The organism is Rhodococcus sp. MS16, from assembly GCF_013277795.1.
Taxonomy (GTDB): Bacteria; Actinomycetota; Actinomycetes; order Mycobacteriales; family Mycobacteriaceae; genus Rhodococcus_F; species Rhodococcus_F globerula.
This window is the reverse complement of record NZ_VBTM01000005.1, coordinates 886,821-902,104: the sequence shown is the minus strand read 5'-3', so window position 1 is coordinate 902,104 and position 15,284 is coordinate 886,821. Positions and strand designations below refer to the sequence as shown.

The 15,284-nt window shown below is 65.2% G+C and carries 6 protein-coding genes; 4 read left to right on the top strand and 2 right to left on the bottom strand.

What is annotated here, in order from left to right; all coding sequences use genetic code 11:
- Positions 1 to 2 precede the first annotated feature (2 nt).
- On the bottom strand, positions 3 to 1,634 hold the full coding sequence (locus tag FEZ60_RS16865; RefSeq protein WP_346343371.1) for an AMP-binding protein: 1,632 nt from the start codon (positions 1,632 to 1,634) through the stop codon (positions 3 to 5).
- Between the two features lie 74 nt (positions 1,635 to 1,708).
- Here FEZ60_RS16865 and FEZ60_RS16860 point away from each other — a divergent pair, with 74 nt between their 5' ends.
- From FEZ60_RS16860 to panD, 3 genes are read left to right on the top strand one after another with little or no spacing between them, the layout of a single operon-like run.
- Positions 1,709 to 2,464, top strand: coding sequence for an SDR family oxidoreductase (locus FEZ60_RS16860; RefSeq protein WP_095886982.1), 756 nt, complete (start codon positions 1,709 to 1,711; stop codon positions 2,462 to 2,464).
- 41 nt (positions 2,465 to 2,505) lie between these two features.
- Positions 2,506 to 3,171, top strand: coding sequence for an isochorismatase family protein (locus FEZ60_RS16855; protein WP_092803024.1), 666 nt, complete (start codon positions 2,506 to 2,508; stop codon positions 3,169 to 3,171).
- A 4-nt stretch (positions 3,172 to 3,175) separates the two neighbouring features.
- A complete protein-coding gene (panD, locus tag FEZ60_RS16850; RefSeq protein ID WP_033231649.1) occupies positions 3,176 to 3,583 on the top strand; it encodes an aspartate 1-decarboxylase in 408 nt (135 codons plus the stop codon).
- Positions 3,584 to 3,596: 13 nt separating this feature from the next.
- On the opposite strand, the gene FEZ60_RS16845 is transcribed toward panD, so the two are convergent.
- The gene (locus tag FEZ60_RS16845) at positions 3,597 to 4,472 is read right to left on the bottom strand and encodes a siderophore-interacting protein (RefSeq protein WP_172936553.1); all 876 of its coding nucleotides are present in this window, start codon (positions 4,470 to 4,472) and stop codon (positions 3,597 to 3,599) included.
- A gap of 144 nt (positions 4,473 to 4,616) precedes the next feature.
- Here FEZ60_RS16845 and FEZ60_RS16840 point away from each other — a divergent pair, with 144 nt between their 5' ends.
- A complete protein-coding gene (locus FEZ60_RS16840; RefSeq protein ID WP_172936552.1) occupies positions 4,617 to 15,281 on the top strand; it encodes a non-ribosomal peptide synthetase in 10,665 nt (3,554 codons plus the stop codon).
- Positions 15,282 to 15,284 lie beyond the last annotated feature (3 nt).

Here is a 15,284-nt window from a genome sequence, read left to right as displayed (position 1 = left end):
GATCAGCGAGCCGCGAGCATTCGACGCAGATCCTTACGGCTGGTTTTGCCGACGCCGGTCTCCGGGAATTCTTCGAGTACCTGCACCCGGTCGGGGATCTTCCAACTCGCCAGGCCGCGCTCGCGAACAAAGGCTCGTATCTGGGCTGTTTTCGGCGGACTCGACGGGTCGGCGGCAAGGAGGAAGGCACACGTGCGTTCGCCGAGGTATTCGTCGGGAATGGCAACAACGATCGCGTCGCGTACCGCGGGATGCGCCAGGAGGTGTTCTTCCAGTTCTTCGGCAGATACCTTCTCGCCGCCGCGGTTGATTCGGTCGACCGCACGCCCGCAGACGGTGATGTTGCCGTTCGCATCAACTCGAACCACGTCGCCGGTGCGGTACCACCCGTCGTCGGTGAAGGAACGGGCATTGGCTGCGGGATTGTCGTAGTAGCCGCGAATTGTGTACGGGCCCTTGGTGAGCAGCTGACCTTCGGTGCCCGCGGGTACGTCGTTGTCGTTGTCGTCGACCACCCGGATCTGGTCGAAGGGGGACATGGGGCGGCCCTGCGTGGTGAGGACTACGTCGAGAGGATCTTCGTCGCGGGTGTAACACACCAGACCCTCGGCCATCCCGAACACTTGCTGGAGTCGTGCGCCCAATGCGGGGCCGATGCGGGCTGCCAACTCGTCGGGGCAGCGAGCGCCGCCGACCAGTACGGATGTCAGTGTCGAGAGGTCGTGTGAGTGGCCACGTTCGGCTGTTTCGGTCCACAACCGGGCGAGCGGCGGAACGAGTCCCGTCATGGTCACTCCGGCGCGCTCGATCATCGCGAAGGCCGTGGTGGGACTTGGGGACGGGGTCAACGCCACTGTTCCACCGGCGGCGAGAGCTCCCAGGATTCCCGGCGAGCTCATCGGGAAGTTATGGGCTACCGGCAATGTCGCCAGATAGACCGTCGATGTTGTGACACCACAGATTTCATTGCTGCGCAGCACGCTGTAGAGGTAGTCGTCGTGGGTGCGGGGGATCAGTTTGGGGATGCCGGTGCTGCCGCCGGACAGCTGCAGAAACGCCACGGATCCCGGGTCTGCGGCGGCAAATTCGCGCGGTACGGCGCTCACCGCGTCGAAGTTCACGGTGCCGGCCGGGGCGTCCGATCCGGGATCTGGCAGGCACACAACGGTATTCAAGCTCGGGGTCGATGAAGCGACCTCGAGTGCCAGAGCGCCGTGGTCGAACCCGTCGATGTGGTGCGAGGTGATGACGGCGACGGCGCGTGAGGCGCCGGCCAGTGCTGTCAATTCCGAGGAACGATGCGCGGGGAGGCAGAACACGGGTACTGCGCCGATCCGGAAAAGCGCGAAGACCACGGCGACGAACTCGGCCTGGTTGGGCAGTTGGACCATCACCGGATGCTGTGCGGTGATGCCGAGGTCCGCGAGTCCGGCAGCGAGGGCGTCCACGCGGGCGTCGAGCTCGGCGTACGTCCATGTCTGCTCGGCGTCGACGACTGCGACGGAGTGGGCATGGGCGGCCACGCTCTCGCGCAGAACCTGGTCGAAAGTCTTTCCGGCCCAGATTCCTTCACTGCGGTATCGGGCGGCGTCGTCTGCAGGCCACGGGGTGAAGGAGAGCTGAGGTGGTGACACTTCGGAAAGCATGTCTTCCTTCACTGGTGGTGGCCCGGCGGCGTGAACAATTTCGATAAGGATAGCCTAGGCTCATGGATGTGAAGGGTGTGACTGGGCGATCTGTCGTGATTACCGGTGCCGGCGGCGGTATCGGCGCGGCAACGGCGGCACTGTTCGAAGAGGCCGGAGCCACGGTCGCTCGGTGGGACCTTGCAGCTCCGACGGTACCCGTTGGCGGATTCGCGCTCGCGGTCGACGTGACGGATCGTCAGTCCGTCGAGCAGGCGTTTGCCGCGACAACCGATGCAATCGGAACGGTGTCGGTGCTGGTGCACACTGCGGGCGTGTTGCGGGCGGGTTCTGCGCTGACCGAGGACAACAACGACTGGGATGCGTGCATGGCCGTCAACGCGACGGGAACCATGAACGTCGCCCGCGAAGCGGCTCGCCGCTTTGTCGCTGCCGGTGCTGGCGTGATCACGGCAGTGGGGTCGAACGCGGCATCGACACCGCGCACGAACATGGCTGCCTACGGTGCGTCGAAGGCTGCGGCAACCGCCTACATGCGGAGCCTGGGTCTCGAGATCGCTCCGCACGGAATCCGCTGCAACATTATTTCTCCGGGATCGACGGACACTCCCATGCTTCGCGGAATGTGGGACGGTACAGACCAATCCGCCGGGGTGATTGCCGGTGACGCCGACGCCTATCGCCTCGGGATTCCGCTCGGCCGACTCGCGCAACCGGGTGACATCGCCGCCACGGCGTTGTTCCTCAGCTCGGACGCGGCCAGGCACATCACGATGCACGACCTCCGCGTCGACGGCGGCGCCACGCTCGACATGTGAAGTCCTCATACACAACCGATCGAACCGAATAGGAGCGCCCGATGGCCATTCCCCCCATTGCCGGCTACGTTCTGCCCCGCCGTGACGAGGTATCCGCGGACCGCGTCGACTGGCAACTCGACCCGTCGCGCTGCGCGCTCTTGATCCACGACATGCAGCGTTACTTCATCGATGCCTACAACGCCGGTGAGGAGCCCATCTCCACCGCGACCGCAAACATGGTGGCGATTCGTGACGCGTGTGTTCGGGCCGGGATTCCGGTTGTCTACACGATGCAGCCGGGTGATCAGCATCCGTCCAGGCGAGGCATCCTGGCCGATTTCTGGGGCGAAGGTATGACAACCGGCCGCGATACGGAGGTGATCGACGCGCTCACGCCCGGAGAGTCCGACATCGAGGTGACGAAGTGGCGATACTCGGCATTCCAGCGCACGGATTTGCGTCAGCTCCTCGCCCGTGTCGGCCGCGATCAGTTGATCGTGACCGGCGTGTACGCGCACATGGGCTGCATGCTCAGCGCGGCCGAGGCGTTCATGAGTGACGTCGAGCCGTTCATGGTCTCGGATGCCACAGCAGACTTCTCGCGCGACGAGCATCTGATGGGATTGGAATACGTCGCAAAGCGTTGTGGCCGGGTGTTCACCGCGGCCGACGTACTGGGCGCGATCAGCGTGGACGAATCCGTCGCAGAACTCAGTGGAGTGTAAGACCGTGAACCGCATCATGCTTTCCGGGAAGATTCACCGTGCCACCGTCACGCAGGCGGATCTGCACTACGTCGGATCCGTGACCATCGACCAGGACCTGATGGAAGCTGCCGATCTGCTCGAAGGTGAGCAGGTGCACATCGTCGACATCGACAACGGTGCACGGCTCGAGACCTACGCCATCACCGGCGAACGAGGTTCCGGGGTGATCGGCATCAACGGCGCTGCGGCACATCTGATCTCGCCCGGGCACTTGGTGATCATCATGTCGTACCGCCACGTCGACGACCGTGAGGCGAAGTCGCTGGTACCGCGGGTCGTCCATGTCGATACGAAGAACATGATTGTGGAACTGGGCTCGGACCCGGCGCAGCCGGTGCCTGGAGCCCGGGACCAGCTCGCCTCACGCTGACCCCGGTAGCGGGTCAGGCGTGCTCGCGCCTGCGGTTTTCGAGCGACTCCACAGCTTTGTCGCGCAGCGTCCGAACTCGGGCGAGGGGGCCGTCGCCGACCTGCACCCGCCAGTAGCCCGATGCGTCGAGGAGATCCTTCGTCACGCCGAGTTGTTTTGCCGTCGCGCGCAATTCGCGCACGATGGATGCTTCACCCGCGATCCACATCCAGCCGGCGCCCGTGCTCGGGCCAAGAGTGCGGGCAGCATCCGCCAACAGGCGGGCGTCCGAGATGCCGTCGCGGCGGTGCACCCACGTGACGCCGGGGAGTTCGCGCTGTTCCTCGGCGGGACCGTCGACGAGCACGGCAACGTACAGCGGCACCGAACCGTCGTGTTCCTCGACGTAACGTGCGATCGCCGGTAGCGCAGTCTCGTCGCCGGCAAGCAGCCACCAGTCGGCGCCGATGGGCGGAATGGTCGACACCTTCGGGCCGGCCAGGTGCAGGGTGTCGCCGGGCTGTGCGTTGCGCGCCCAGTTACCGGCAATTCCGTGGCCGTGCAGTACGAAGTCGAGATCCAGTTCGCCGGCCTCGGCGTCGAAGCGGCGCACCGTGTAGGAGCGGGCAACCGGTGCCGGGCGCTTCGGCCAGTGCAGATGACCGTCATGCTGCTCGGGCAGCACCGGTGCTGCGGATCCCTCTTCGGGGAGGAAGATCTTCACGTAGTCGTCGGCACCCTCGGTGCGGAACTCGGCGACGGAGAATTCACCGGACTGGAAGGTTCCCAGTTGCTCGCCTCCGACCGTGATTCGGCGCATGCGCGGTGTGACCTCGACAGTTCGGAGGACCGTCAGCTCTCGCAGGACGATCGGCAGGTCGAGCCGTCGGGACGGGGTGGTAACCGGCATGAGCGAATTCCTCTCGCGAATGGACCTATCTATACCCAGGGTGTCAGACGGCGCCAACTCGCTCTCCAGTAGGGTAGGTAACCCTAACCCCTGGTGCGTTCGAGAGAGCGATCAGGGCTTGCAGGACTGCGAGGAGATCCAGTGGTGTCGAAGAAGCGTCTGGCGTTGACGGCTGCGCAGGCAGGGATGTGGTTCGCGCAACAACTCGACCCGCAGAACCCCACTTTTGTCACCGGTCAATGCATCGAGATTGTCGGCCCGCTCGACCCGTCCGTCCTCGCGCGCGCAGTGGATCGTGTGGTCGCGGAAACCCCGTCGCTCATGGCGAGGTTCGCCGTGGACTCCGGCGAGGTGTATCAGGAACTCGGCGCCTGGGAGTACCCCGGAACCGATGTTGTCGCACGTGAGAGCTTTGAGATCGCACTCACGGAGATGCGTGAACAGCTCCGGATACCCCTCGATCCGAGCGCCGGTCCGGGATGCGCGGTCACTATTTTTACGCTCGGACCGTCGCACCACGCGTTGTTCTTCCGCGTCCACCACACGTTGATCGACGTCTACGGGTACAGCTTGCTCGGCCGCAGGATCGCCGCCGTTCACAATGCCGTGGCGCAGGGCAAGGAACCGCCGACCAGTCGCTTCGACCCACTCGAGGTGATCCTCGACCAGGACGCCGCTCGCGCCGATTCCGACGCTCAGAGCCTCGATCGGGACTTCTGGTCGGCCGAACTGCTCGGAGCCAAGGAATCGGTAAGCCTGTCCCGGATCGGGGGCCCGCCCGCGTCGTCGGTCGCACAGACGCTTCTGTCCCACACCACACTGATCTCCGCAGCATCGGCAGAGCGCATCACTGCCGCCGGACGCGTTGTCGAGGGAAGTTGGGCCGACGTCGTCACGGCCGCAGTGGCGGCGTACCTGGCACGCTCGAATGGCAGCCTCGACGTGACGCTCGGATTCCCGTCGATGAACCGTATGGGCACCGTTGCCGCAAAAGTTCTGACCACCGCCGTCAACGTCCTGCCACTGCGCGTTGCGGTCGACCCGAATTCGAGTCTCATCGACCTGGCTGCGGGCGTCCGCGCTGCGGTCAAGCGCACGACCCCGCACGCCGCGTATCGCTCCGAGGCAATCCACCGGGACCTGCGACTGCCCGCGAGCAGCGCCGGCCCCGTCGGCCCGACGGTCAACATCAAGCCGTTCGGCGACACCCTGCGTTTCGACGGGGCCGGCGCGACAGTCCACTCATTGGCCCGTGGACCCGTGCACGACATCGCCTTCATCGTGCGTCGTCTCGACGAGAGCGGCGAGCTCGAAATCCAGATCGACGCCGACGCTGACCGCTACACGGGTGCGGAGCTCGCGCGCCATGCTTCGGCTCTCACCAGATTGCTCGAATCCGTCACCGCCGAGGGGACTGGCGCTGCGATTGCTCAGGTGTCGCTCCTCGAACCGGAAGCCCTGCAGGTCCTCGCCGAATGGGGCGGACGAGCAGCAGCTTTCGACGACTATTGCCCTGACGTCCTGGACCTGTTCGATGCCCAGGTAGACGAGCGCGGTGACGATCTTGCTCTGGTTGCCGGCGCTGAACGGCTGAGCTATGCCGAATTGGCTGCGCGCGTCGACGCTTTGGCAGCCGAGCTGTCCTTTCGGGGCGCCGGCCCGGAGTCGCTGGTCGCGCTGGCTCTGCCACGATCCGCGTCGGCCGTGGTTGCGCTCCTCGCGGTGCTGCGCTGCGGCGGTGCGTACATTCCGCTCGACCCGCAGTTCCCCTCGTCACGACTCGAGTACATGCTTGACGACGCTCGGCCGGCGATCCTGCTGACCACCGCGGGCTTCACCGATCGGATTTCGGTCCCACAAGGTACTGCCGTCGCAACAATCGCCGGTGGCGAGATCAGTTGGTCGGCAGCAGCATCCAGCGCGGCGAGCGGGGCGCGTGTCGCGCCGGCCAACACCGCCTACGTCATCTATACCTCCGGTTCCACGGGAAACCCCAAGGGAGTGATGCTGGACCGCCGCGCCCTGGCACGGTTTGTCCGCTCGGCCACGGATCTCACGAGTATCGGCGCGCACACGCGGTTGCTCGCCCTGACTACTCTGTCCTTCGACATTGCGGTCCTCGAACTGTTTGTCCCGCTCACCGCGGGCGGATCGGTGATCCTCGCCGACGAGAATCAGGCCAAGGAACCGGCAGTCATTGCGGCACTGGTGAGTTCGGAGTCCGTCACGGCGGTGCAAGCGACTCCCTCGCAGTGGGGGACGGTGCTCGAACACGGCGTAACCGATCTGGCTGCAGTCGACGTCCTGGTGGGCGGTGAAGCCTTGCCCACCCGGACGGCGCAGCAGTTGAGTGAGCTGGCCCGTTCGGTGCAGAACATGTACGGACCCACCGAGGCCACGGTGTGGTGCACCAGCACCCCGGTTTTGCCGAACATCGAATGGACAGGCTCGATCGGCCGACCGTTCGCGGGCACCGCCGCAGTGGTGCTGGATCGCTACCTGCAACCGGTCAATGTTGGCTCGATCGGCGAACTGTACGTTGCGGGAACACAACTCGCGCGCGGCTACCGCGGTCGACCTGACCTGACGGCAACCCGATTTGTGGCCGACCCGTTCGGACGCGGCCGGATGTACCGAACCGGCGACCTGGTGCGGTGGACCGAATCCGGTCAGCTCGAATACCTCGGCCGAGGCGACGATCAGGTGAAGGTGCGTGGGCACCGTATCGAACTCGGCGAGATCGAGACCGTGGCAGGGGAGTTCGACACAGTCGGTGCCTGCGTCGCGGTCGCTCGAAGCGACGGCAGTGGCACCGTTCATCTGGTCGGCTACGTCACGGCCGTGGAGAGCGCTCACGTCGATCTTCCGGCACTGCGAGCATTCATAGCCGATCGTCTACCCGCGTACATGATGCCGTCGGCGATTGTCGTCATGGACGAGTTCCCGCTTACCCCCAACCTCAAGATCGACCGGAAGGCATTGCCGGCGCCGGACTTCGGGGATGCGGACACGGGGCGTTCAGCCGAGACGGCTGCGGAGATCGCACTGTCCGGCATGTTTGCCGACCTGCTGGGGCTCACCGTGGTGGGCGTCGATGCGGACTTCTTCACACTCGGCGGCACGTCGCTCTCCGCGACGAGACTCGTGGCCCGTCTCAAATCCGGACTCGGAGTGGAACTGTCGCTGCGTGACGTCTTCGATACACCGACGGTGGCCGGACTGGCGCTACGGGTGGAATCCGCTGCGCCGGCTCGTCCCGCCATTGTGGCGCACGAGCGGACCGACATTGTGCCGCTGTCGTCGGCGCAGCAGTCGTTGTGGTTCGTTCACCAGACCCAGGGTCCATCCGCTACCTACAACATTCCGTTTGCGCTGCACCTGAACGGCGCAGTGGACGCGACAGCGCTGAAAAATGCGGTTGCGGCAGTTGTCGCCCGGCATCGGGTACTGCGCACGGTTGTCGTCGACATCGACGGTGTGGGGTTCGGTCGGGTACTCGATGCGGAGCCGGAGTTCACCGACAGTGAGGTCTCCGAGGCGGACGTGCAGTCCGCGCTGCTGACCGCGGCCTGTGTGCCGTTCGATCTCGAACACGACATTCCGGTACGGGCTCACCTGGTGCGGTCCGGCACCGACACCGCAGTCCTGCTGTTGGTCATTCACCACATCGCGGGTGACGAGTGGTCGGCCGGACCGATGCTCACCGATCTTGCAGCGGTCTACAACGGGGAGCAGCTGCCGGCCGAGCAGCCTCGAATTCAATACTCGGACTTCGCGATCTGGCAGCGCGAGTGCGCAGAAGATCCTGACCTGAGCGCGTCCACCGACCGGCAGCTCGCGTACTGGCGAGACCTGTTCTCCGGTGCCCCCGAAGAATTGCAGCTGCCGTACGACCGTGCTCGCCCAGCAGTTCCGACGTGGCGCGGCGGCGAGGTCTGGACCCACACCGGCGCAGGCGTGGTGCACGGACTGCGATCGGTGACCGAGAAGTCGGGCTCCACGATGTTCATGCTGGCGCAAGCGGCGGTCGCAGTTCTGCTGTCGAAACTCGGTGCCGGTGAGGACATCACGCTCGGTGCCCCGATTGCAGGCCGGGTGGACGGCAGCCTCGAAGATACCGTCGGATTCTTTGTCACTACGGTGGCGCAGCGGGTCGATCTGACCGGGCGCCCCTCGCTGGCCGAGGTGCTCTCACGCGTGCGACGCGGCGCCCTGGACGGGTTTGCGCACCAGGACGTCGCGTTCGAGCAGGTAGTCGACGCGGTGGGCGTGACACGATCTCTCGCCCGGCATCCCTTGTTCCAGACGATGGTTCAGCATCGCACGCCGCACTCCGTACCCAGCTTCACCGGACTGGCGGTCAGCCCGTCGTACGTTTCCACGGGCACCGCGAAGTTCGACCTGACCTTCGAGTTCGTGGAACTTGCCGACGGACTCGACGTGCGGATCGAGTACGCGGAGGATCTTTTCGATCGGGCGACGGCAGAGACCATCGCGGTTCGCTTGCGCACGGTCCTCGAGCATTTTGCCACGGATACGGGCGCCGGCCTGCAGAGCGTGGACGTGCTGTTGCCGGCCGAACGAAATGCCCAGTCGGTCGAAGGTCACACAACCCGTCTGTTGCCCGAACTGCTGGACGACGCTGAACATGAGTTCGCCGATCACGTGGCCTTGATCTGTGGACCGGACGAGTACACGTACCGGGAGCTGGCTGATCGCTCGAACAGGTTGGCGCGGTTACTGATCCAACGTGGCATCGGCACCGACGTCGTGGTTGCCATCGCCGTCGGACGGAGCATCGAGTGTGTAGTTGCGCTCCGCGCCGTGATTGCCGCCGGCGCGGCGTACCTGCCGATCGATCCGTCGTATCCGCGTGCGCGCATCGAGTACATGCTCGCCGACGCCGATCCGGCGCTCGTGATCGTCGACGCCGATACCGCGCAGTGGATTCGGCCGGACTCGGAGGATGCGACCGTCGCAGAACTCGAGGCCGCCGCTGGCGGGCTTCGCGGCGAACGGGTCGGCAGAGTCGTGTCGCCTGCCGCTGCAGCGTACGTCGTCTATACCTCCGGCTCCACCGGTCAGCCCAAGGGTGTGATGGGAACTGCAGGCGCACTGGCTAATCGCTTGGTCTGGCAGCGTGATCTCGTGCGCGCCGACGGTTGGGCGGATGTTCGGTTGGCAAAGAGTTCGATGAGCTTCATCGACGGCTCCACCGAACTGCTGGCGGGGCTCCTGGCCGGTGCCCGGTTGGTTCTCGCAGATGACGCGGAGTCTCGTGATGCCGGCGCACTCGCAGATCTCATCGACCGGCACGGCGTGCGTCAGCTCACCGCGGTGCCGAGCCTGGCTGCGGCGCTGGCACAGTTCCGAGAAGAATCGGCACACCGGGTCTCGAGTTGGTTCCTCAGTGGTGAACCGCTCACTCGCGCGGTGATCGACTTGTTCGACGAGAAGAACACACGGGTGATCAACTCGTACGGATCCTCGGAGGTTGCCGGTGATGTGACCTTCTGGACGGCAACATCTTCCGCCAACCGAGTGCTGATCGGCGCTCCCGTTCCCGGAGTGGGTGCGCGGATACTCGACGCATACCTGCGCCCGGTGCCGGACGGGGTGACGGGTGAACTGTATGTCGAGGGCATCCAGGTTGCCCGCGGTTACCTCGGCCGACCGGAGTTGACCGCAACTCGGTTTGTCGCGGATCCGATGGGCAGCGGTGGACGGTTGTTCCGCACCGGAGATCTGGTGCGTCGCACTCGGTCCGGCGAACTCGACTTCGTTTCTCGCGCCGACGCTCAGATGAGTCTGCACGGATTCCGGATCGAACCCGGCGAGGTGGAGGCGGCGTTGGCTTCCCATCCATCCGTCGAACGAGCACTGGTTGTTGTGCGCGCGAGCGCGGCTGGGTCGGATCAGCTTGTCGGGTACGCGGTTCGGGCACCAGGCGCCGCCGTGCCGGACGATTCCCAGTTGCGGGCGCATCTTCGGGACCTGCTGCCCGACTACATGATTCCCGCGGTATTCGTCGTTCTCGACGGCCTTCCCGTGCTACCCAACGGCAAGGTAGACCGCGACGCGCTCCCCGCGCCGGTACGCAGCGAGGGACGGCGCGAGGCGGCAACCGAACTGGAGCGGATCTACTGCGAGCTCCTTGCCGAACTCCTCGGCATCACCACCGTCGGCCCCGACGAGGACTTTTTTGCTCTCGGCGGCAACTCGTTGCTCGCCACTCGATTGGCGTCGGCGATCCGCGCCCGCACCGGTCACGACGTGACGATCCGCGAGGTGTTCGACCTCCGTACCCCCGCCGAACTGGCTCGGGCAGCACAGATCGGGAAGGTCAGGCGGCCTGAACTGGTTCGCCGGGATCACGGGGCAATCGTGCCGATGTCTGCCGCGCAGGGACGCCTGTGGTTCCTGTTCCAGCTCGAGGGCCCCAGCTCCACCTACAACATCCCGTACACCATGCATCTGCGGGGTTCAGTGGATCTGGATGCGTTGCGCGGTGCGCTGGCGCACGTTCTGAGCCAACACGAAACACTGCGCACGGTATTCACCGCCGAGTCCGGTGACGGCGAGGCTGGGCACATCGGGTACCAGGTGGTTCGTCCGATCAGCGAGTGCGAACTGCCGTTGGGCGTTCTCGACGTGCTTCCAGCCGAACTGGAGTCGACACTCGCGCGGGAAGCCGCCTACACCTTCGACATCGCGCACGAACTGCCCGTGCGCGCTGTTCTCCTGCGCACCGGCACCGACGACGCGCACCTGATGGTGCTGGTGCATCACATCGCAGCCGACGAATGGTCTGCGCGTCCATTGGTGTCCGATCTGACTCGGGCGTACTCACACCTCGTGTCCGGCGCAGCGGCGATGCCCGAACCACTGCCGGTGCAGTACCGCGACTTCAGCGCGTGGCAACCCGAAGTCCTCGGCGAGGCAAGCGACCCTGAATCCGTGCTGGCCGGTCAGCTCGAGTATTGGACCGGTGTGCTTGCCGGGCAGCCCGAAGAGCTTGCGCTACCCCGTGATCGGGCGCGCCCTGCAGTGTCGACGTACCGGGGATCAGCGGTTGCGTTCGAACTCGAGCCGGAAGTGCGGGCTTCTTTGGCGGCGATCGCCGCGGCCGGTGGGGCAACGATGTTCATGCTCACCCACGCCGCAGTTGCAGTCCTGTTGGCCGAACTCGGTGCCGGGGACGACATCGTTGTCGGTTCACCGGTTGCCGGTCGCTCCGATACCGCGCTCGAAAGGGTGGTGGGCTTTTTTGTCAACACCCTGGTGCTGCGCACCGATTTGTCGGGAGACCCGACCTTCGCGCAGTTCCTGGAGCGAGTTCGCGCCATTGACCTCGATGCCTATGCGCATCAGGATGTTCCGTTCGAGCAGTTGGTCGAGGCGATGGCCCCGGCCCGTTCCCTGTCCCGCCAGCCGCTGTTCCAGATCCTGGTGCAGTACCGCGATGCCGTGGATCGGATCGAGATGGCGGGACTCGACGCGAGTCCGGTATTCCTCGAAACCGGGACGGCCAAATTCGACTTGACGTTCGACCTCGCGGAAACTGCCGACGGCGGGATCCGTGGTCGCATCGAGTACGCCACTGATCTCTTCGATCGGGGCACGGTTGACGCATTTGCCGGGCGATTGGTTCAGGTGCTGCGGCAGTGTGCGGCAAACCCGGAACTGCGGTTGTCCCAGCTTGATTCGATGACACGGACAGACCGGGCGGCGATCGAGTCTGCCGAGTCGGGCCGTATTGTGCCGCTTGACAGTTCGCTGACCTTGCCGGGCATGTTCGCTCGCCAGGTCGCGCTCACACCGGGCGCCGTCGCCATGATCGTCGACGAGAGCGGGGAGTCGCTGACCTACACCGAATTGGATCGGCGAACCGAGCGTCTCGCCGCGACACTTCGTGGTGTGGTCCCGGTCGGTGGCGTTGTCGCCGTCGCGGTACGACGCAGTGCCGCACTGGTAGTCACGCTGCTGGCCATCCACCGCGCCGGTGCCGCCTATCTTCCGCTCGACGACAGCTACCCCGTGGATCGACTCGAGTACATGCTCGCGGACGCACGGCCGTCGTTGTTGGTGGTGGGCCCGGGTAGCGAACCGCTGGACTGCCCCGCTCCGATGCTGGAGGTAGACGAGGGCGGCACTGCAACAACACAATCGGACACGGCTACGGCCGTGGACACGGTTGTACATCCCGACAGCGCCGCGTACCTGCTCTACACGTCCGGATCAACCGGGCGGCCGAAGGGTGTTCTGGTCAGCCATCGTGCCGTGGTCAACCGGCTGTCGTGGATGCAAGACGAGTACCACCTCGGCAGCGACGACCGTGTGTTGCAGAAGACGCCGGCCGGGTTCGACGTGTCCGTGTGGGAGTTCTTCTGGCCCTTGATCACCGGAGCAACATTGGTGGTGGCTGCGCCGGACGGGCATCGCGATCCGCGCTACCTGCGCGACGTCGTCAAGCGACGTTCTGTCACCACAGCACACTTCGTGCCGTCGATGCTGGCTGCTTTCCTCGATCACGTGGCTGTGGAAACGGATCCTCGCCCGAAGTTGTCTCGGGTGCTGTGCAGCGGCGAAGCGCTCACGCCTGATCATCGGGATCGGTTCCACGCGTTGGTCGATGCGGAATTGCACAACTTGTACGGACCCACCGAGGCAGCGGTGGACGTGACGGCGTCGCACATCGTTCCCGCTGTCGACACGAACTGGGTGACAATCGGGCGTCCACTGTGGAATACCCGTGTACTTGTTCTGGACGCCCGGTTGCGGCGCGTTGCACCGGGAGTTGCGGGGGAGTTGTACCTCGGCGGTGTGCAGTTGGCGCGTGGCTACCACGACCGGGCGTCATTGACGTCGGAGCGATTTGTTGCCGATCCGTTCGGAGAGTTCGGCGAAAGGCTGTACCGCACCGGCGATCTGGTGCGGTGGCGCGAGTACGGCGACGCGGGCCTCGCCCTCGAATACCTCGGCCGTACGGACGGTCAGGTCAAGCTGCGTGGACTTCGTGTCGAACTGGGCGAAATCGAGAACGTGCTCACGTCGCATCCGACGCTGGCTCAATGCGCTGTTGTTGCGCGAGGCGGTCAGATCCACGCGTATGTCGTCCCGGTTCCGGATGCGACGATTGTCCCGGCCGAACTTGCCGCTTTTGCGTCGACGCTGCTGCCGGACTACATGGTTCCGACGGCCATGGTTGTGCTCGACACGCTGCCGCTGACGCCGAACGGGAAGCTGGATCGTCGGGCTCTCCCGGAGCCGGTTGCTCCCGACGAGTCGCAGCGGCGAGCGCCGGAGGGTCCTGAAGAGACCGCGATGTGCGAATTGTTCGCCGAGGCTCTGCGCGTCGACGCAGTGGGTGCCGACGACGATTTCTTCATGCTCGGCGGCGACAGCATCATCTCGATTCAGGTGGTGAATGCTGCCGGGCGGCGCGGAATTACGTTCGGTCCGAAGGAAATATTCCAATGGCGCACACCCGCGGCGCTGGCCAAGGTCGTGGATTTCGGCGCGCCAGGCGACGCTGAGACCGCCCACAGCGGGCCGGTGGACCCGAGCGACGTGACGGGTTCGTTGGCATTGACACCGTTGGTGCACCGCGCCCGCGAATCCGGAGTCTCGCCCGCAGGGCTTGGTACCGCGCTGTCTGTCTCGACTCCCGTAGGAACTAGGGCGAGCGACGTCGAGCAAGCCATGTCGGCACTACTGCAAGCGCACGATGCGTTGCGGTTACGACTGACGCGGGTTGCGTCGGTTTTGTGGTCCCTCGAGACGGACGCTGATGTGGCTGCAGTCGTGCAGCATGTCGATTGCAGCGACCTCGGCGATTCCGATCTTGCCGTGCGTGCCGCGGCGGAGGCCACGGCGCTGATTGCCGAACTCGACCTGGAAAACGGCCGGACCGTGATGGCACGCTGGCTCGATGCCGGTGAATCCCGCAGTGGAACCCTGGTTGTTGCCGTGCATGCGTTGGCGGCAGATCCGGCGTCGGTGGCGAAGCTGCGAGCGGATCTCGAAACGATATGGCGTGAGGGCGGCGGCGTGATGTCGCTTCGTCGTCCCGCCGCGACCGCGCACGGGTTTGCGGAGCGATTCAGCGAGTTGGCGCAGGATCCGGCGTTGATGGGTGAACTGACGCACTGGTCGCAGGTTCTGGCACCGGGAGCTGAGTTGCGCCCCGGAGCGCCCGCGATTCTCACGGGTGGCCCGAGGGGGACATATCGGGCGACGCTGGAGGCGCGACTGGAAGGCGATGTGGAAACGGCTGCGCTGGCTGCCCTCATCTACGGGTTGGCGAGGTGGCGAGCCGCGCCGGCCGAGTTGACCGTCGAACTCGAGCGTGACGCTCGCATTGCCGGTTCGGACGAACCGGATCCGTCGGCGACTGTAGGCCCCTTTGCTGTCGGGGTGCCGGTTCGGCTACCGGCATTGCCCGTCTCGGTCACCTCAGAAGATGCGTTGGCGGCAGCGGCGGCCGCTCTGAGCGTCGTACCAGGCGGTATAGGCACGGGCTACGGCAAGTTGCGGTATCTCAATGCGCAAACCGCGCCCGTCTTTGCGATGTGGGGACGGCCGGAAGTGAGTCTCCGGGTGATCCGAGATGTCGAAAGTCCGGGTGTGGGAGATTCCGGCGACGAGCGCCGCGTCGACCCGCGCGTTCTCGATGTGACGGCTTACGTCACCGGCGACGGGCGACTGGTGGAAATCCGGTTCGACTTCGACGCGACTCTCTTCGGTGAAGACGATGCGCTAGCGGTTGCCGCAGCGTTCGGGCAGGTCGAATTGAGTGCCGTTCCATAGTTT